Origin of the sequence: Kitasatospora sp. HPM-01-4, assembly GCF_051374625.1 — a bacterium.
Taxonomy (GTDB): domain Bacteria; phylum Actinomycetota; class Actinomycetes; order Streptomycetales; family Streptomycetaceae; genus Kitasatospora.
This window is the reverse complement of the sequence record NZ_JBPQGP010000005.1, coordinates 8,653,472-8,672,992: the sequence shown is the minus strand read 5'-3', so window position 1 is coordinate 8,672,992 and position 19,521 is coordinate 8,653,472. Positions and strand designations below refer to the sequence as shown.

The 19,521-nt window shown below is 72.9% G+C and carries 11 protein-coding genes and 1 pseudogene; 9 read left to right on the top strand and 3 right to left on the bottom strand.

Annotated elements, in window-relative coordinates; all coding sequences use genetic code 11:
- Positions 1–9: 9 nt before the first annotated feature.
- Positions 10–1,014, bottom strand: coding sequence for a pirin family protein (locus ACSMTC_RS37400; protein WP_436564204.1), 1,005 nt, complete (start codon positions 1,012–1,014; stop codon positions 10–12).
- Positions 1,015–1,428: 414 nt separating this feature from the next.
- On the opposite strand from ACSMTC_RS37400, the pseudogene ACSMTC_RS37395 reads away from it, so the two are divergent.
- The 7 genes and pseudogenes from ACSMTC_RS37395 to ACSMTC_RS37365 form a co-directional block, all read left to right on the top strand.
- Positions 1,429–2,076, top strand: a pseudogene (locus ACSMTC_RS37395) (VOC family protein); the annotation flags it as partial.
- A 43-nt stretch (positions 2,077–2,119) separates the two neighbouring features.
- On the top strand, positions 2,120–2,572 hold the full coding sequence (locus tag ACSMTC_RS37390) for a YchJ family protein (protein ID WP_436564203.1): 453 nt from the start codon (positions 2,120–2,122) through the stop codon (positions 2,570–2,572).
- Positions 2,573–2,835: 263 nt separating this feature from the next.
- Entirely contained in the window at positions 2,836–4,326 is a 1,491-nt protein-coding gene (locus tag ACSMTC_RS37385) for a M1 family metallopeptidase (RefSeq protein ID WP_436564910.1), read from the top strand.
- A gap of 519 nt (positions 4,327–4,845) precedes the next feature.
- Positions 4,846–5,625 carry an SGNH/GDSL hydrolase family protein gene (locus tag ACSMTC_RS37380; RefSeq protein ID WP_436564202.1) on the top strand — a complete coding sequence of 260 codons (780 nt, stop codon included), beginning with the start codon at positions 4,846–4,848 and terminating at the stop codon, positions 5,623–5,625.
- A gap of 194 nt (positions 5,626–5,819) precedes the next feature.
- Positions 5,820–6,416 (top strand): nSTAND1 domain-containing NTPase, encoded by a 597-nt coding sequence (locus tag ACSMTC_RS37375; protein ID WP_436564201.1) that lies wholly within the window; start codon positions 5,820–5,822, stop codon positions 6,414–6,416.
- A gap of 308 nt (positions 6,417–6,724) precedes the next feature.
- Positions 6,725–8,305 (top strand): MFS transporter, encoded by a 1,581-nt coding sequence (locus ACSMTC_RS37370; protein WP_436564200.1) that lies wholly within the window; start codon positions 6,725–6,727, stop codon positions 8,303–8,305.
- A gap of 334 nt (positions 8,306–8,639) precedes the next feature.
- On the top strand, positions 8,640–11,603 hold the full coding sequence (locus tag ACSMTC_RS37365; protein WP_436564199.1) for a non-ribosomal peptide synthetase: 2,964 nt from the start codon (positions 8,640–8,642) through the stop codon (positions 11,601–11,603).
- A 349-nt stretch (positions 11,604–11,952) separates the two neighbouring features.
- On the opposite strand, the gene ACSMTC_RS37360 is transcribed toward ACSMTC_RS37365, so the two are convergent.
- Both ACSMTC_RS37360 and ACSMTC_RS37355 read right to left on the bottom strand, forming a co-directional pair.
- A complete protein-coding gene (locus ACSMTC_RS37360) occupies positions 11,953–12,879 on the bottom strand; it encodes an AurF N-oxygenase family protein (RefSeq protein ID WP_436564198.1) in 927 nt (308 codons plus the stop codon).
- Between the two features lie 282 nt (positions 12,880–13,161).
- The gene (locus ACSMTC_RS37355) at positions 13,162–14,001 is read right to left on the bottom strand and encodes a hypothetical protein (RefSeq protein WP_436564197.1); all 840 of its coding nucleotides are present in this window, start codon (positions 13,999–14,001) and stop codon (positions 13,162–13,164) included.
- A gap of 557 nt (positions 14,002–14,558) precedes the next feature.
- Between ACSMTC_RS37355 and ACSMTC_RS37350 the strand changes: the two genes are divergently transcribed.
- Both ACSMTC_RS37350 and ACSMTC_RS37345 read left to right on the top strand, forming a co-directional pair.
- On the top strand, positions 14,559–15,497 hold the full coding sequence (locus ACSMTC_RS37350) for an ROK family protein (protein WP_436564196.1): 939 nt from the start codon (positions 14,559–14,561) through the stop codon (positions 15,495–15,497).
- Between the two features lie 173 nt (positions 15,498–15,670).
- Positions 15,671–19,414, top strand: coding sequence for a SpoIIE family protein phosphatase (locus ACSMTC_RS37345; RefSeq protein WP_436564195.1), 3,744 nt, complete (start codon positions 15,671–15,673; stop codon positions 19,412–19,414).
- The last annotated feature ends 107 nt before the right edge of the window (positions 19,415–19,521 follow it).

Below are 19,521 nucleotides of genomic sequence, written 5' to 3'. Positions count from 1 at the left end.
CGCACCGGCTCAGTCGCCGGCCGGACCGTCCGCCGTGCCGCCGGCGGTGCCGTGCGGCAGGTCGACGGCCGGGATCACGCCGAGCCGTCCGGCCCGGTAGTCCTCGACCGCCTGGCGCAGTTCCGCCTCGGTGTTCATCACGAACGGGCCGTAGTGGGCGACCGGCTCCCCGATCGGCCGGCCTCCCAGGATCAGCACCTCCAGCTCGGGCGTGTGACTGTCCTGCTGGCGGGCGGCGGCCACGGTGAGCAGATCGCCCGGCCCGAAGACGGCCAGCCGGCCGGTGTGGACGGGGCGCGCCTCGGCGCCGGCGGTGCCCCGGCCCGCCAGCACGTAGACGAGGGCGTTGAAGTCCGGCCGCCAGGGCAGGGTCAGCTCCGCGCCCGCACCGACGGTGGCGTGGATCATCGTTATCGGCGTGAAGGTGGTCCCGGGACCGGTGTGTCCGGCCACCTCCCCGGCGATGACCCGGACCAGCGCGCCGCCGTCCTCCGAGGCCAGCAGCACGGCCTCGCGGCCTTCGATGCCCTGGTAGCGGGGCGGGTTCCACTTGTTGGCGCTCGGCAGGTTCACCCACAGCTGGATGCCGTGGAACAGCCCGCCGGAGACCACCAGGTGCTCCGGCGGCGCCTCGATGTGCAGGATGCCGCTCCCGGCGGTCATCCACTGGGTGTCGCCGTTGGTGATGACACCGCCGCCGCCGTTGGAGTCGGCGTGCTCGAAGATGCCGTCGATCATGTACGTGACGGTCTCGAAGCCGCGGTGGGGGTGCCAGGGAGTGCCCTTGGCCTCACCCGGCGCGTACTCGACCTCTCCCATCTGGTCCATGTGGACGAACGGGTCCAGCTCCCGCAGGCCCACACCGGCGAAGGCGCGCCTGACCGGGAAGCCCTCTCCCTCCAGCCCGCTGGGTGCGGTGGTCACCGACACCACCGGCCGCTCGGCGAGGACGGTGCGGTCGGGACGGGGGATGCGGGGCAGGGCGAGGATGTCGGAAACGGTGATTGCGGGCATCGGACTCTCCTTCGGAAGCCGGTCCCGGGTCTGTTCTGTACTGCCGGGTCTGTGCTGCCCGGCCTGGCGCTCTCGGACCGGTGCCGCCGGTTCCACGCCACCGGATCCGTGCTACCGGATCCAACAAATGTTGAACTCTGAACATTCCCTGAGAGTGCCCTCCGGTCACCCGCACTCTCCACCCGGACGCCGGACGGCGCGAGCGGAGCACACCCGGCGGGAAGCCGGCGGGGACGGCTGCTCTCCAGCTCATGATCTCGCCACCCGAGCCACCGGCCGCGACCTGGGCACCTCACCCGCCCCACAGGGGCTCCGGGCCCCCTTGGTGAAACCGGGATCGCCTCGCGGACATCAGATGACGGAGTGTCACAGGCCCTTGGTACGGTCGGCCGCATGACGCAACTCGATCACCACACCCGGCAGCCCGTCACCGCCTCCGACGTCCGGCTCGCCGTCAGCCTCGCGCTGGCCGCCCTGAGCGGCGGTCCGGAGGCGGCGGAGGCCTGGTCCGTCAAGGCCGGCCCACTGGACTGGGACTGCTGGGAGACCGCCGAGCACCTCGCCGACGACCTGTTCTCCTACGCGGCGCAGCTCGGCCCTGCCACTCCCCCGCTGGACGACTACGTGCCGTTCCGGTCCGCGGCGGAGCACCCGGGCGGCCCACGGAACGCGATCTTCGCCGACCGTACGGCCGGCCGCGCGGGGCTGCTCCAGGTGCTGGAGGCCAGCGGGGCACTGCTGGCGGCGATGGTGGCGACCAGTTCGCCCGAGCTGCGGGCCTACCACAGCAGGGGGATCGCCGACCCGGAGGGCTTCGCGGCGATGGGGGTGGTCGAGACGCTGGTCCATGTGCACGACATAGCCGACGGTCTCGGTCTCGCCTGGGAGCCGCCCGCCGACCTGTGCGACCGGGCGCTGGGGCGCCTGTTCCCGGGTGCCCCGGCAGACCCGGACCGCTGGCGCACCCTGCTCTGGTCGACCGGCCGGGCCGCGCTCCCGGACCACCCCCGGCTGACTTCCTGGACCTGGGCCTCCGCACCGGAGGGCGAGCGCACGGCCTGACCGCCGTCCCGGCGGGCTGCCATGACCAGGCAGAATGGGGGTCATGTCCCGACGTAGCCAGAAGCCCGCGGCCAGGTCCATCGCCAAGTCCACGGCGGCCCCCGCCGCCGTGGTCTCCACCTCGCCCTGCCCCTGCGGGCTGCCCTCCTCGTACGGGGAGTGCTGCGGCCGGCTGCACCGGGGTGAGGCGGCGGCCGTCACGGCGGAGGCGCTGATGCGCTCGCGGTTCAGCGCGTTCGCCGTCCGGGATGAGGCGTACCTGCTGCGCAGCTGGCACCCGGACACCCGGCCCGAACGGCTGGATCTGGACGCACGGCTGCGCTGGGTGCGGCTGGAGATCCTGTCGGCCTCCGACGGCGGTCCGTTCCACAGCGAGGGGGCGGTCCGGTTCCGCGCGCACTACGCGGAGGGGCGGCAGGAGGGCGTGATGGAGGAGCTCAGCCGCTTCGTCCGGGTGGACGGCGCCTGGGTCTACCTCGACGGCGTGGTCGACTGACAGTCCATCAGCCCGGTCGGCCGGTGGATCCGACGCCCGGCCGACCACGGGCCGTACGCCCGGGGGCGGCCCACACGCCCCCGGGCCCCTCCGGGCCGGGGCGGTACGCCGGATGGTCTCCGGGCGAACCGGTGTGACCGCCCGTTACTCCGCATGAACATTTCATAACGGCACGAGTGAACCCTGCCGCACCGGGAGATGGATCCGACTTACCGTCAGGATCCCGTCCACCCAACGCACCGGAGGACCCCGTGCGCAAGAGGATGATCATCCCTGCCGTGAGCGCCGCGCTGCTGCTCCTGGCGAACCCGGCATCGGCCGCGACCCCGACCCCTGGCTCTCCGGGCATCGGCGACCCGTACTACCCGACGTACGGCAACGGCGGCTACCGCGTGTCCCACTACGACCTGCGACTGAAGTACCAGCCCTCGACGGACGAACTGCAGGGCACCGCGACCCTGCTCGCCACCGCCACCCAGGACCTCTCCCGGTTCAACCTGGACTTCGCCCTGAACGTCAGCGAGGTGGTGGTCAACGGCCGTCCGGCGAAGTTCGCCGCCACCGGCGAGCAGGAGCTGGAGATCACGCCGGCCGCGCCGCTCGCCAAGGGTTCGGGCGTGACCGTGGTGGTGCGCTACTCGGGCGTGCCGTCCAAGGTCGCCCGGTACGGCTTCACCGCCTGGCTGCGCACCCCGGACGGCGGGGTGGCGGCCGGGGAGCCGGAGTCGGCCTGGTGGTGGTTCCCGAGCAACGACCACCCCTCCGACAAGGCCACCTTCGACGTCTCCGTCCTGGTTCCCGACGGCACCCAGGCGATCAGCAACGGTGTACTCACCTCGTCCTCCTCCGAGTTGGGCTGGACCCGCTACAACTGGCGCGAGAACAAGCCGCAGGCGACCTACCTGGCCACGCTCGCGATCGGCAGGTTCGACGTCACCACCAGCACCAGCTCCGGCGGGCTGCCCATCATCAACGCCTACAGCAAGGACCTCGGCGACAACGACGGCTCCGCCCGGGCCAGCGTGGAGCGCACCGGCGAGCTCGCGGACTGGCTGAGCGGCATCTTCGGCCCGTACCCGTTCAGTGCGCTCGGCGGCTATGTCCCCAACACCAAGACCCACTTCGCCCTGGAGACCCAGACCCGGGTCTTCTACAGCCCGGCCCAGTTCGCGAACGGCGCCAACCCCTCCGTGGTCGTCCACGAGCTGGCCCACCAGTGGTACGGCGACAGTGTCTCGCTGGAGCGCTGGAGCGACATCTGGCTGAACGAGGGCTTCGCCCGCTACGCCCAGTGGCTCTGGTCCGAGCACGAGGGCGAGGGCACCACCCAGGAGCTCGCCGACTACCTCTACGCCTCCCACCCGGCGGACGACCCGTTCTGGACCGTCAAGCCCGGTGACCCGGGCCCCGCCCACCAGTTCGACACCCCCGTGTACGAGCGGGGCGCGGCCGCCATCCAGGCACTGCGGAACACGGTGGGCGACGACAAGTTCTTCCAGATCCTGCGGGCCTGGCCGACCGAGCACCGCTACGGCAACGCGACCGTGGCGGACTTCCAGGCGCTGGCGGAACGCATCTCCGGCAAGAAGCTGGGCGACCTGTTCCAGACCTGGCTGTACACCGCCGCCAAGCCGTCCGCCTCGACGACCGGTACCGCCAAGTTCGCGGCGGCGGCCAAGGGCTCCGTCAAGGAGCCGCGTTCCTGGAAGCAGATCGAGGCGACCAACGACATCCACGAACAGGACAGGCACTGATCACCTCCGCGAGGTGACGCTGACGGCCTGGCCGGACCGCCGTCCGGCCAGGCCGTCTGACGTACCATCAAAATCCGTTCATCAGTGGAATTTCGGCACTTTTCCGGCGCTCTCGCAGCACGGAAGGTCGACCACGGGGCCGGCCGCGGGGGCCGTCGCCGGCGTTCGCCGCCGGACCGGTCGAACCGGCTCCACTCGGACCGCCCCACCCGCCCCACCGCACCGGTCGCCTTCACCGACGAGCAGCGGCGAGCCGTACGAGGGGCGCCGTGCCCTCCCAACCCGTCGTCGAGCGGATCACCGCATCAGCACGGCCGGCCGGCCACCGCCGCCGGATCCCCGTCGAGGACACCGTGGCCCGGGGTGCGGCGGCACCCGGCGGCGGCACCGACTATGTCAGGAGAGCCCGACCGCGCCGGACGCGTTTGCGCAGGTCAGCAGGGGCGTGGTCGAGATCACGCCGGGTAGGGGGCCACCTACGGTGGCGTAGGTCACTTCACACAGTGAACTATTGCGGTCATGGCTGACTACCAGGAGACCCTTGACCTCAGCTCCTACGCAGCTCTCGGGGACAGTTTCACCGAGGGCCTCAACGACCCAGGCCCCGACGGCCAGTTCGCCGGCTGGGCGGACCGCCTCGCCGGGATGCTGGCCGCACGCCGCCCCGACGAGGACTTCCGCTACGCCAACCTCGCCGTCCGTGGACGGCTGCTCGACCAGATCGTCGCCGAGCAGGTTCCGCAGGTCCGGCGGATCGAGCCGGACCTGGCGACCCTGTGCGCGGGCGGGAACGACATCCTCCGCCCGGGCAGCGACCCGGACGACGTCGCGGAACGCTTCGAGGCCGCGGTGCTGGAACTGCGCGAGCACGTGGGCACGCTGCTGATCTGCACCGGCTTCGACACCCGTGGCATCCCGGTTCTCGGGATGCTCCGCGGCAAGATCGCCACCTACAACGCACACCTGAGGGCGATCGCCGACCGCAACGGGTGCAAGGTCGCCGACCTCTGGTCGCTGCGCTCGGTGCACGACCGCCGCGCCTGGAGCGAGGACCGCCTGCACCTCTCCCCCGAGGGGCACCAGCGGGTCGCCCTGCTCGCCGCCCGCGCCCTCGGCTTCGAGGCGGGCGACCCCGAGGCCCCGTGGCCCTACCAGCCGACGCCGTCCCCGGCCGACGTCCGCCGGGAGAACATCCAGTGGGCCCGCGAGTTCCTGCTCCCCTGGGTCGGCCGACGGCTGCGCGGCGAGTCCTCGGGCGACCACATCGAGGCCAAGCGCCCCGATCTGCTGCCGCTCTGACGACCCATCAGGACCTGCGGAAGCGGTCGGGCTGCGTCCTTGTGCTTGATGGATTCCCCTCGGGTCGCCGCTCGAACGGGCCGGTCTCCCAACGAGCCCACCCCCTCTCGGGTGACCGGCACCCGTACGGGAGCCCGGCGAGGGGGCTGCGGGACGTGGTCTGAGCCTTCCGGCCCGAGTGCCCGTACCCCGGGGTGGCGGTGTTCGGCGCGCGCGAGGCCCGCCGGTCCTTCGGGCGGGAGGCGGTCACCGCCGCCCTGCTGGACCGGCTGGCCAGACGGCTCGGACGCGGCCCGGTCGCGCTCGTGGCGCCCTCCGGTGCCGGCAGGTCCTCGCTGCTGATGGCGGGTCTGCTGCCGGCAGTGCGAGACGGCGCCCTGTGCGACGGGCCACCACCGGAGACCTCTTCGCCGATGGAGCAGAGGCGCGACGGCGCCCCGCCCGACCGGGCGCCGCCCACCGCCCACTCTGACTGCGGCTACTCGCCCGCCGTGGTCGGCACGCCGACCGCCCGGCCACCGGCCGCGCTGCTGTGGGTACTGGAGTCAGCACTCGGTGAGTTGGCATTGGAGTTGACGGCTGATCAGCCCCCTCGAGGAGGCGGCCGCAGCGATCCGCACCCCACTCGGCCGCTCCCGTCAGCCAGCGACCACGGGATGGTCGGCACCCGGCGAACTGGTGCTGACGGTAGACCAGTTCGAGGAGATCTTCACCCCCTCCGCCCGGACGAGAGCGAGCGGCACGCCTTCGTCCGCCTTCTCCACACTCGACAACTCACGTCTCGTACATGACAGTTGACGACAATCCCGTCGGCCTGCCGATCGCCGTCCCACTCGGCGCCCGGGCCGACTCCTGCGGGCGCCGCCTGGAACACCCCGAGCCTGCCCCGGTCTTCACCCACGGCTCGCTCGCCCTGCCGCCGATGAACGCCGCAGATGAACGCCGACGACGACCGCCGCCGAGCTGCACGCCTCGATCGCCCGTCCTGCCAGAGCGCCGGTTCGGGTCGGCACCCCTCAGCCGGACCACACCGCCCTGGACAAGCGTCTTAAACATCGGTCCTGTACATCTGTCTCAAACGATCGTACGATCCCCTGCCATGACCACCGTCACCAACGTCCGTGCCAGTCGCCGCACTTGGACGGGACTCGTCGTTCTCCTGCTCCCGTCCCTGGTCCTCTCGATGGATCTGGGAGTGCTCTTCTTCGCCGTGCCCTTCATCAGCGCCGATCTGCGGCCCAGCGGCACCCAGCAGTTATGGATCATGGACAGCTACTCGTTCATGCTGGCCGGACTGCTGATACCCATGGGGGCGCTCGGCGACCGGATCGGCCGCCGCCGACTGCTGCTCTGCGGCGCGGCCGGCTTCGCCGCGGCCTCCCTGCTCGCCGCGTACTCCGGCGGGGCCGCCCAGCTGATCGCGGCCCGCGCCCTGCTCGGCATCACCGGCGCCACCCTGATGCCCTCCACCCTCGCGCTGATCCGCAACATGTTCCAGGACCCCAGGCAGCGGCAGACCGCCATCGCCGCCTGGACCGCGGCGACCACCGGCGGCGCCACCCTCGGGCCGGTGGCCGGCGGGCTGATGCTGGAGCACTTCTGGTGGGGGTCGGCCTTCCTGCTCTCCCTCCCGGTGATGGCACTGCTGCTGATCGTCGGCCCGTTCCTGCTCCCCGAGTACCGCACCCCGCAGCGCGGCGGCTTCGACCTGCTCGGCGCCGGACTCTCGATGGCCGCGCTGCTGCCGGCCGTCTACGGCATCAAGACGCTGGCGGTCGAGGGCTGGAGCCCGGTCGCCGCTCTCGCACTCGCCGCCGGCCTGGTGGCGGGCGCCCTCTTCGTCCGCCGGCAGCGCACCACGGCACACCCGCTCATCGACCCGGGCCTCTTCCGGATCAGGGCCTTCAGCGGCGCCATCACGGTCAACACCGTGGCCATGTTCGCCATGCTGGGCTTCACCCTCTTCACCTCGCAGTACCTGCAGCTGGTCAAGGGCCTGAGCCCGCTGGCCGCCTCGCTCTGGGCGCTGGTGCCGAGCATCGGGGTGGGCGCCGCGGTCGGCATCTCCTCCGCACTCTCCGGCCGGGTCCGCCCGGCTCACCTGATGGTCGGCGGGTTCCTGATCGGCGCGGCCGGCTTCGCCCTGATGACCCGGGTCCAGCCGGGCTCCCCCCTTGCCCTGGTGCTCACGGCGGCCGGTGTGCTCTGCGCGGGCACCGTCGGGACCACCACGCTCACCGCCGACCTGGCGCTCTCGGCCGCACCCGCCGAGCGGGCCGGCGCCGCCGCCGCCACCTCGGAGACCGCCACCGAGCTGGGCAGCTCGCTGGGCATCGCCGTCCTCGGCGCGGCCGGTGCGGCGGTCTACCGCTCCCGACTGAACGGCTCGCTGCCTAACGGACTTTCGGGCGAGGCGGCGAGGGCGGCGCACGACACACTCGGCGGTGCGGTCACCGTGGCGGCGCACCTGCCCGGGCGGACGGGGAGCGAACTGCTCACCGCCGCCAGGACGGCGTTCGCGGACGGCATGCACCTGGCGGCGGCGGTGGGCCTGGTCGTCATGATCGGGGCGGCACTGCTGGCCGGCCGGCTGATGCGTCACCTCCCGGTCGCAGCCCCCGCCACCGAGGCGGACATCCCGTCGGCGGACGCCCCGTCCGAGCCGACTCCAATTGCCTGACTATTCATCAGCTTTCTCCCATTTCAGCGATATTGACGTCTTCTTGATGGGGTGTCATTCGAGGAACTGGGGTTCCGTCGAGATGAATAGGGGGTTCCCAAACGCAGATCCAGGTCATAGCGTCCGTACAGCCGCGCGCGGAGAAGCCCGTCGAAGCCCCAGCGCACCGCAGGTGCCGAAGTCGCCAGGTAGGGCCTTTCGCCGACCATACGGGCCAGTTCAGTGAAATTTGACCTGATCTTAGAAAAGACTGTGATCAATTTTGAGAATCCAACACGGGGATAGGTCTGTCCTCTCCGGCGGATCCATGTCATACGGCCGGGCCGTGTCGCCCATGGAGTGGGTGTTCCTGGGAATCCGGCCGGGGCACTGCGTGGTCCACCTGGTGGAGGGCGACGGGCATCTGCCGGCCGAGGAGCTCGCGGCGGCGGTGGCCGCAGCCGCCGAGGCCTCGCCGGGTATGCGACTGGTCCGCCGGGGCCGGCGCTGGGTCGACGGCGGAACGGCTCCGGCCCTGACCGTGCTCCCTCCCGACTCGTTCGACCGCCGCCGTTTCGACTCGCCCTTCCTCCAGCAGTCGCTGGACGGAACCGGCGCGGCCTGCGAGGTGCTGCTCGTCCCCGGAACGCCGTCCACCGTGGCGTTCCGGGCCTTCCACGGCGTCACCGACGGGCGCGGACTGCTGCAGTGGATGGCTGACGTGTTCCGCGTGCTGCGCGGCGAGGATCCGCTGGGCGCGACCTCCCGGCTCAACGACGAGGAACTGATCCGGGCGATCGACCGGCCCGGCGGCCTGCCCCCGGCCCTGCCGGCGCCGAAGCTGGAGTGGCCGTCCGTGCTGGGGCGCCGCTCGCCCGGCTCGTCCGGCCTGCTCTGGCGCCGTCGGACCGTCGACGGACGTCACCCGGCGGCAACCGCCAAGGTGGCCGCGGTCCTGGCCCAGACGTACGGCTCGGGGCGCGGGCGGTTCTTCGTCCCGGTGGACCTGCGCCGGTACCGGTCAGAGCTGCGTTCCACGGCCTCGCTGGCCCGGGCGCTGCGGCTGGACGTCGCCGCCGGCGACGGCTGGCAGGACGTGCAGCAGCGGATGCTCAACCTGCTGACCGAGAACGCCGAGCTGGCCCCGCCGTTCTCCGGCTCGATCCTGCGTATGCCGCTGCCTCTGCTGCGTGCCACCAACGCCGGGCTCGACCGGCTCGCGACCAGGCGGGACCGGTACAACAGCCTGGCCTACCTCTCCCACATGGGGAGCGTCGATCTCGCCGACTACTCCGCCGGGGACTTCCGGGCGGACACGGTCTACTCCCTGGGCGCCACCAGCCCCGCCAGCCCGCTGGAGGTCGACCTGGTGGAGAGCCCGGGCCGCACCGAGATCACCGTGGCCTGGCACGACGGCCCGGGCATGGCGGCGCGGGCCGAGGACGTCCTGGACACCCTCGAGGAGGCGCTCTCCCCCCGGGCGCACCGGCAGTGGGAGGGCAACCGCACCGAGCGCCAACTGCCCTGTGAGCGCTCGGTGGTGGAGCTCTTCCGTGAGCAGGTCGAGCGCACTCCGCACCGGATCGCGCTCAGCGGCCCCGAAGGCGAGGTCAGCTACGCGGAACTGAGCCGCCGCGCGGACGCGGTCGCCGCCGAGCTGCGCGAGCACGGGATCGGCCCCGGTGACGTGGTCGGGCTGCTCGCCGGCCGTACGGTGGCCGCGATGGCCGGGCTGTGGGGCGTGCTCCGCGCCGGGGCCTGCTATCTGCCGCTGGACACCCGGCACCCGGACGCCCGCATCACCGACCTGCTGTCCGACGCGGGGTGCACCTACTGCCTGGTCGAGCGGCCCTACGACGAGCGCGAGTGCGTCCGCTCGGGTACCAAGGCGCTGGTCCTGGACGACATCACGGCGGACGGCCCCGCCTCGGCGGACCCGCAGGACGTCACCGTCCGCCCCGAGGACCTGGCCTACGTCATCTACACCTCCGGCTCGACCGGGCGGCCCAAGGGCGTGCAGATCGAGCACCGGAACCTGGTCAACTACGTGCACTGGGCGACCCGTGCGTTCGGCGTCGACGAGGACACCCGGCTGCCGCTGCTGACCTCGCCCTCCTTCGACGTCTCGGGCACCTCGGTCTTCCTGCCGCTGCTGGCCGGCGGCCGGGTGATCCTGATGCGGGACGACCCCAACCACCTCTCGCTGCGCCGGCTGCTGGAGGAGTCGGGTGCCAACACGCTCAATCTGACCCCGTCCCACCTCGACCTGATCGGAAACCTCGACCTGTCGCCCACCGGCTACCGCACGGTGATCGTGATAGGCGAGCAGCTGCGGGTGGAGGTCGCCGCCCGGGCCCAGGAGATGTTCGGCCCCACCTGCCGGATCGTCAACGAGTACGGCCCGACCGAGGCCACCATCGGGTGCACCGCGTACACCTTCGACCCCGAACTGGCCCGCGGGAGCGCCGTGGTGCCGATCGGGCGCCCGGCGGACAACACCACGGTGTATCTGCTCGACGCGGAGCGCCGGTTCGTCGCCCCCGGCGAGACCGGCGAGATGTACCTGGGCGGTGCGCAGCTCGCCCGCGGCTACCTCGGCCGTCCCGAGCTCAACCGGGAGCGCTTCGTCCACCTCGCCGACGGCACCCGCGTCTACCGCACCGGCGACCTGGCCCGGGTGCTGCCCTCGGGCGAGATCGAGTGCGTGGGGCGCATCGACGACCAGGTCAAGGTGCGCGGCCACCGGGTGGAACCGGCGGAGGTGGCCCGGGCGCTGGAGGAGCACCCCGCCGTGGACCGGGCCGTGGTGGTCGCCCGGAGCGGTCCCGGGCGGTCGGGCAAGGCCCTGTACGGCTACGTCCTGGCCAACTCCGCAGTGACTGAAGGGGAGTTGACCGATCACCTGACCGCGTTGCTGCCCTCCTACATGGTCCCGGCCGCCACCGTGGTGGTGCCGGAACTGCCGTACACGGTGAGCGGGAAGGTGGACGCCAAGGCGCTGCCCGACCCGTTCGGCGAAGGCCCGCACACCCCCGCGGAGCGCGGGACGGAGCCGTCGGCTCCGCTGGATCCGGTCGAGGAGGCGGTGGCCGGCATCTGGGCGCGCACCCTCGGGGTGGAGCGCTCCCGGCTGGACGCCCAGGCCGACTTCCACCACCTCGGCGGGGATTCGGTGTCCCTGCTCGCCATGCTCGCGGCGGTCTGCCGCGAGGTGCTGACCCCGGCGCAGGAGGACGCCTTCATGGGAGAGCTGGCCCGGATCCTGGGCGAGCCGACCCTGGAACGCGTCGCCGCCCTCGCCCGCGAGGCCCGCGGCTGACCTCCGCCTTCCACACCATCCCTGCCCCGCCCGGCCGTTGACGCGACCGGGCGGGTCAGGGTCGTCTCGTTCCCTCTTCCCGCCGATCGCATCGCGGCAGGCACACTACCGAGTGGAGCCGCTCCCGGTCCTGATTCCACCTCAGCCGACCATCGGCGGACACACGGCCACCCGGCACCGCCTCCGCGAAGCTCAGCGGCGGTTTCCCGAACGTTTCCCTTCTCCTGGCGAGTTGGGAGACGGCTGCCGCGTTCCTGCCGGACTACCGGGCGCGGGTCACCGTCATCTACCTCCAACTGCGGCTGAACCTTCCGCCCGCATCTCCAACAATCCCTGGTGGCAGGGACGTTCAGGCTGCGGCCGCGAGCACTCCCGCGCGGCGCAGCAGCCAGCGGTTGGTCCGTCCGACCAGACCGGCCTGGTCCAGGACGCCGATCACCTTGGACGCCAGCTCGGTCTTGACGGCGCGCCAGTGCGGGTTGGTACGGGCGGCCTCGCGTCCCACCCGCGGATCGATGCCGACCGCGGCGTAGACCCGGGGATTGATCAGGCTCTTGGTCGTCCGCAGGACGATCAGCCCGATGAACAGCTGCTCCCAGCGGCGCCGGACCGGGCCCAGGTGCACCCGCTGGAGCTCCTCGCGGGCGTAGCTGATGTGCCGCGACTCCTCGATCACATGGATCCGGGAGACCTGACGGGTCAGCGGCTGCAGCGACTCGTCGTTCATCAGCTCGCGCTGGAAGGCGTCCAGGATCTCCTCGACGTACATGGTGCCGCCGAAGGTCTGGCTGTGTGTCGAGGTGGCCTTGAAGATGCGTCCGAGCTCGTGGGAGAGCCGGCCGGGCCCGTAGGCGGGCACGCCCATCCAGGAGATCATTCTGGCGAACATCACCGAGTGCCGGCACTCGTCGGCGATCTCGGTCAGCGCGTACTGCACGTGCGCGGTGGTCGGGTCGCGGTCGAAGGCGTGCCGCAGCAGCATCTGCATGAGGATCTCCTCGAACCAGATGCCCACGCCGGCGATGCTGGCCACCTCGTGCTTGCTGAGCTCGATCCGCTGCTCCTCCGTCAGCCGCTCCCAGAGCTCGGTGCCGTAGAGGGAGAGGTGCCTGGGCGGGCAGTAGTAGCGGCCGGGCAGCGGGGCGGCGGACCAGTCGACGTCCTTGAGCGGGTCGAAGGAGAGCTTGGCGGAGGAGGCGAGCAAGCGCTCGGCCGTGCGCTGACGGTCCCGCACCTGCCTGTCGGCGCCGGTACGGCTTCGCTGGATCACGCTCATGGGCAGCTCCTCCTCGGCTCACCGAGGGGCGGCCGGCCTGGCGGTCCCCTCCGTTCCGAAGCTAGAGACTATTAGACGCTGCGTCAATAGTGCTTGCGGCAGGCCGCCCATGCCCTGGACCGGCCGGCTCGCCCCGTCACCTCCGCCCACCGGGATTCCAGTCCCGCGGCCACGGGACGGCTCCTGACCGTGGAGGGGCCGAAAACTCGGCCGGGGCGTACCAGAGGAGAGAAGGCGGTGCGCTCCGGGGCCGCTCAGCGGGGAGGCATGCTCCGGAGGCGCTCAGCGGGTCGGCGCGTCCGGGCCGTCCGACGGGCGGGGCGGAACGACGGCGGGAGCGGCCGACCAGTAGTCGGGGTCGACCGGCCCCCGGCGGCGCAGGTCGGACCTGATCTGGTCGGCCAGCCTGCGGGTGTCGCGCCGGTTCACCGCGGCGCCGAACCCCGCGCCGATCAGCAGCGGTGTCAGCGTCGGCAGCCTGCGCAGCGTGGTGCGGGCCAGCCGCCTGCGCAGCTTCTGCCGCACCTCCGCACCGATCGCCACCGCCGCGAGCCCGGCCGGGCCGACCAGGGCGCCGGGGTCGATACCCCGGCGGTTCGCCCAGGCGGCGACATAGGCGGTGCCGCGCTGCGCGGCGCTGCCGACCACGGGCTGGCCGTACACCTGGTGCAGCTCGGCGATCAGCTTGACCTCCACCGCCGCGACCGCCAGCGTCTCGGAGGCGATCTCCACCGCCATCGCGGGCGGCACCGGCAGCATGGCCACCGCACCGACGCTCGCACCCACGGCGGCCGACGCCCGGCACGCCCCGGCGACCAGCCGGTCGGCCAGGTCCTCGGGACCGACGGCGTCCGGATGGTGGGCCCGCAGCGTCGCGAGGTCCCGCACCGGGATGCGCGGCGCGGCCTGCATCAACCGGTCGGCCAGCACCCGGCTGCCGTCACCGGCGCCCCTGGCCGCCGCCAGGCCCCCGCGCCCGAGCAGCCGGCCCACCGCGCGGACCAGTGCGGTGGCCCGCTCACCGCCCCGGCGGCGGTACCACCGCGCCCGCGCCTCGAGGGTCTCCCCCGGCAGCCGCCGCTCCATCGCCTCGGCCAGCGCGGACAGCTCCTCCGCTGCCACGGCGGCCTCGTCGGGAACCTCCGCCCCGCGCGCTCGTGCGGGCGCCCCGGGCCCTTCGGCCGGCCCGGCGCCCCGGCCCGTTCCGGCCTCGCCGGGAGCCTCGCCGGGAGCCGCTCCGGTGTCCCTCTTCGGCGCCCAGCCCTCCGTCGCCTCCGGTCCCGCGCCGGGCACTCCGCCGCCGGGACGGCCGGTGTCGGGACAACCGGTGTCGGGACAACCGGTGTCGGGACGGCCGGTGTCGGGACGGCCGGTGTCGGGACGGCCGGTGTCGGGACGGCCGGTGCCCGCGGGCGGGTCCGACGGCCCGGCGCCACCACGGCCGATCCGGCGAATCCTGCGGAAGGACGGTCCCATGTCCTCCGCCTACCCGTCCCACCACCATGGCACGCCTCACCGGAACCATCCGCACACCTGGACACCGGGACCGGCCCGACCGCGTGAGCGCTCCGAAAGCGGCGCAGGCCGGGCGGCGCACCCGTCGCCGTTCCCCCGGACGGCGGGATGCCAGAATCTGGACAGCGCGGAATTCGGCCCGCGCCCCCCGGGAGGAGAGAAACGTGGACACCGGCGCAGCCCCGATCGCGGCCATCGACATCGGCGGTACCAAGATCGCTGCGGCGCTGGTAAGCGGCGACGGCACCCTGTTGACACGTACTCAACGGCCCACCCCGGCCGCCTCCGACGCTCAGACCGTGCTCGGCGCGGTACTGGACGCCCTGGACGAGCTGGCCGCCGCCCCCGGCTGGTCCGGGGTACGGGCCCTGGGCGTGGGCAGCGCCGGTCCGGTGGACATCGGCCGGGGAACCGTCAGCCCGGTCAACATCCCGGGGTGGCGTGGCTTCCCGATCGTGGACCGGCTCTCGGCCCACCCCGCCGTCAAGGGCCTGCCGGTGGTACTGGCCGGGGACGGCATCGCCATCGCGGCCGCCGAGCACCGCTTCGGCGCCGCGCGATCGTACGACAACGCACTGTGCATGGTGGTGTCCACCGGTGTCGGCGGCGGTCTGATCCTGAACGGTCGGATCCATACCGGCCCCACCGGCAACGCGGGCCACATCGGTCACATCACCGTCGATCTCGACGGTGATCCCTGCCCCTGCGGCAGCCGGGGCTGTGTGGAGCAGCTGGCCAGTGGTACCGCCATCGCCCGGTACGCGCTGCGCTCCGGCTGGCGCCCGGTCTCACAGGACGCCTCGGCGGTCGCCGTGGCCGCCGCCGCCCGCGCCGGGGACCCGGTCGCGCTGGCCGCGTACGAGCGGGCGGGGCGGGCGCTGGCCGCCGCGATCGCGGCCACGGCGACGCTGGTCGAGCTCGACGCGGTGGTGATCGGCGGCGGGGTCGCGCAGGTCGACGGCCTGCTGTTCGACCCGCTCCGGGCCCACCTCCGGACGTACGCGGCCCTCCCGTTCGCCAGCGGCGTCGCCGTCCACCGCGCCCGGCTGGGCACGGACGCCGGCCTGGTCGGCGCGGCGGCGGTGGCCGCCGCGGGCATCTGAGCCGACGCGGCAGCCGCCCCCGGGCGACGGTACGCGGTGCACCGGGCCAGGCCCAGCGCCCCCTTGGGGCGTTGCCCGGTCGGCCCTTTGCACGGGATCTCGCGTGGAGCGACAGGACTGCCCCATGGGACGATGACAGGGCTGATGACTGACCCCCGGGCGGTTGCCTGACCATGCACACCGACGAACAGGGACCTGGTACGGCGCCCCGCCACGGCTCCACGGGCGGGGAGCAGGAGCACGACGGCCTCCTGACGGTCCCGATCGCCACCGCGCTGGTCGCGGCCGACGGCCGGATCCTGCACTGGAGCCCGGACGCGGTGGCGCTGCTCGGCTACACCGCCGAGGAGGCCATCGGCCGGTACGCCGCCGACCTGCTGGTCGGCGACGAGCGGCGGCCCGAGGTGCTGGAACTGTTCGACAGCATCCTGCACGGCCGGTCCTGGTCCGGGGTGTTCCCGGTGCGGCACCGCGATGGCCACCAGGTCAACCTGGAGTTCCGCACCCATCCGATCTCGGGTCCCGGGGGCCAGCCGCTGGTGCTGGCGGTGGCCTCGGACGTGACCGTGCTGCAGCAGTTGCAGGCCGACCTCGCGGTACTGGACGGCTTCTTCAACCAGTCGCCTGTGGGCATGGCCGTCTACGACCCGCAGCTGCGCTTCGTCCGGCTCAACGAGGCACTGGCGCGGGTGAACGGCCTGTCGGTGGCGGAGCATCTGGGCCGCCGGCTGAGCGAGGTGCTGCCGGGGATCAACGGCGAGGAGATCGAGGCGGTGATGCGGCAGGTGCTCGCGGGCGGCGGCCCGGTGGTCGACGCCCGCTCGCACGGCCGCACCCCGGCCGATCCGGAGCACGACCACGCCTGGTCGGCGTCCTACTTCCGGCTGGAGCGGCCGGACGGCGAGGTGCTCGGGGTCAGCTCCACCGTGGTCGACGTGACCGCGCGCTACCGTGCCGAGTCGCGGGCCGCCCGGGCGCAGGAGCGGCTAGCGGCGCTGGTGGAGGCGGGCGAGTCGATCGGCACCACGCTCGATCTGCGGCGCACCGCACGGGAGTTGATCGACGCGATGGTGCCCAGGGTGGCCGATGTCGCCGGGGTGTTCGCGCTGGAACGGCTGGTGTCGGGGCCGGAGAAGAGCGATGACGGGGCGCCCGGGAGGGACGAGGGGGGCGTGCAGCGGGTGCGCCGGCTGGCGGTGGGCAGCACCGACCCGTCGTACCCGATCCGCTATCTGCCCCCCGAGGCGGTGTACCGGATCCCGCCGGAGTCGCCGTACGCGCGCGCGATGGCCGGCGGCCGGACCGTGGTGGTGCCCTCCTGGGAGCTGCCGCTGCTCACCACGGGCATGCCGCCCGACGAGCGGCAGGCCTACCGGGGCAAGTACTCGCAGGCGGTCCGGATCACTCCGCTGGTGGCCCGGGGCACGGTGCTGGGCATGGTGGTGTACTCGCGCCGCGGCTCGCACGCCCCGCTGGACGACGAGGACGCGAGACTCGGCGACGAGCTCGCCGCCCGGGCGGCGGTGGCGATCGACAACGCCCGGCTCTACCAGCGGCAGCACGAGACGGCGCTGGCCAGGGCGGAGGCGCTGCGCACCGCCAAGGCGGCCCAGGCACGGCTCGCGCTGGTGAACCGGGCCTCGGCGCAGATCGGCACCACACTCGATCTGACCCAGACGGCAAGGGAGTTGGCCGAGGTGGCGACCCCCGATCTGGCCGACTCGGTGGTGGTGGAGGTACTGGAAGAGCTGGTGCGCGGCGAGGAGCCGAAGGCGCCGAGTCCGGCCGACCGTTCGGCGCTGCTGCGCCGGATGGCCTACCACGCCACTCCGGGTTCCCGGTTGCAGCCGGTCGCGCGGGTCGGCGAGGTCCACCGGTTCCCGCCGTCCACACCGTACGCATGGGCGCTGGCGCACCGCCGCCCGGTGCTGATACCGGAGCTCGAGGGGGCCGCGCTCACCTGGTTCGCCGACGACCCGCGCCGGCTGGCGGTCGCCGCCGCGGAGGAGGTCCGCTCGTGCATGGTGGTGCCGCTGATCGCCCGGGGGTCGCCGGTCGGTGTGACCGCCTTCTACCGCCACCACCGGCGGGCGCCGTTCACCGAGGAGGACCTGGCGCTGGCCGGGGAGCTGACCGCCCGGGCGGCGGTGTCCATCGACAACGCCCGCCTCTACAACCGGGAGCGGGAGGCGGCCAGGCTGCGCCAGCAGGCGCTGGACGAGACGCACGCCGCGCAGCAGCGCCTGGCCCTGCTGAACGAGGCCAGCACCCGGATCGGGACGACGCTGGACGTCCACCGCACGGCCCACGAGCTGGTCGAGGTGGTGGTGCCGCGGTTCGCCGACTTCACCACGGTCGACCTGCTGGAGTCGGCGCTGGAGGGCGATGAGCACGCGGTGCTGCCGCTGGACGGTCCGGTGCTGATGCGCGCGGTCGCCGTCGGCGGGGTCGACGAGAGGGGCGCGCTGACCGAGCGGGGCGCCATGGCCGACACCTCGGACCGGGTCGGCGGCCTCTCGCAGTCCGCCGAGCTCTACGCCCAGAGCCTGCGGACCGGGCGCTCGATCCTGGTGGCCGAGGTGGACGAGGCGGCGCTGCGCCGGATCGTCGCGACACCGGAGCGGGTGGTGCCGAGTCTGGCGGCGGGCGTGCACTCGTACCTGATGGTGCCGTTGCTGGCCCGCGGGGTGGTGCTGGGCGGCGCGGAGTTCGTCCGGACGGTCAATCCGGAGCCGTTCACCGCCGCGGATGTGGCGCTGGCGGAGGAGTTGGCGGCCCGGGCGGCGGTCTGCATCGACAACGCCCGGCTGTACCGGCGTGAGCGGGACACCGCACTGACGCTGCAGCGCAGTCTGCTGCCGCAGGAGGTGCACCACTCGCTCGGGCTGGACATCGCCTACCGCTATCTGCCGAGCAGTGTGATCAGCGAGGTGGGCGGCGACTGGTTCGACGTGGTGCCGCTGTCCGGCGGGCGGGTGGCGCTGATCGTCGGCGATGTGATGGGACACGGCATCAGGGCCGCCGCCACCATGGGCCAACTCCGCACGGTGGCACGGACGTTGATCACCATCGACCTCGATCCCGCCCGGGTGCTGCGGCGGCTGGACGAGGCCGCGGCGGCGGTCGGCGAAGGGCAGTTCGCGACCTGTGTCTGCGTGGTCTTCGACCCGCTCGACCGCAGCTGCATCGCGGCCGGTGCCGGGCACCTGCCGCCCGTGGTGGCCGACTCGCCGGGCTCGGCCCGGCTGCTGGACCTGCCGTCGGGCGCACCGCTCGGGGTCGGCGGGGTGCCGTTCAGGTCCGTGCACTTCACCCTGCCCGAGAACGGCATCCTGGTGCTCTACACCGACGGCCTGGTGGAGCGCCGGGACCAGGACCTGGAGGAGGGCATGGAGCTGCTGCGCCGTACGGTGGCCGACCGGGGGCACACCCTGGAGCAGACCTGCGACGCCGTGCTCACCGCGCTGACCTCGGACGCCGTCCAGGGTGACGACATCGCCGTGATCATGGCCCAGGCCCGGGCGGTCGACGCGGACCGGCTGGCGATGCTGCCGCTGGCGGGCGACCCGTCGATGGTGGGCCACGCCCGGCGGTTCATCCGCCGCACACTGGACTCCTGGGACCTCGGCGGGCTGAGCGACCTGGCGGAGCTGCTGACCAGTGAGCTGATCACCAATGCGCTGGTGCACGCCGGAGCACCGACCGAGCTGCGGGTGTTCCGCAACGCGGTGCTGACGGTGGAGGTGTCCGACGTCGACGGCCATGCGCCGAGGATCCGCCGGGCACAGGACTCCGACGAGGGCGGGCGCGGTATGCACCTGGTCAATGAGCTCGCCCACCGCTGGGGAAGCCGCAGCACCGCCGAGGGCAAGGTCGTCTGGTTCGAACTGGAGATCCCGCCGGGCCGCCCGCGGTAGGGCTCGCCCGACAGTTCGCGCGGCGGGAACCGTCGGACGATCCCCGCGCCCTCGCGGCGCGTTCGAGGGATCCGAGTCGCGCCCCGGCCACCTCGGTTGGCCCGGCC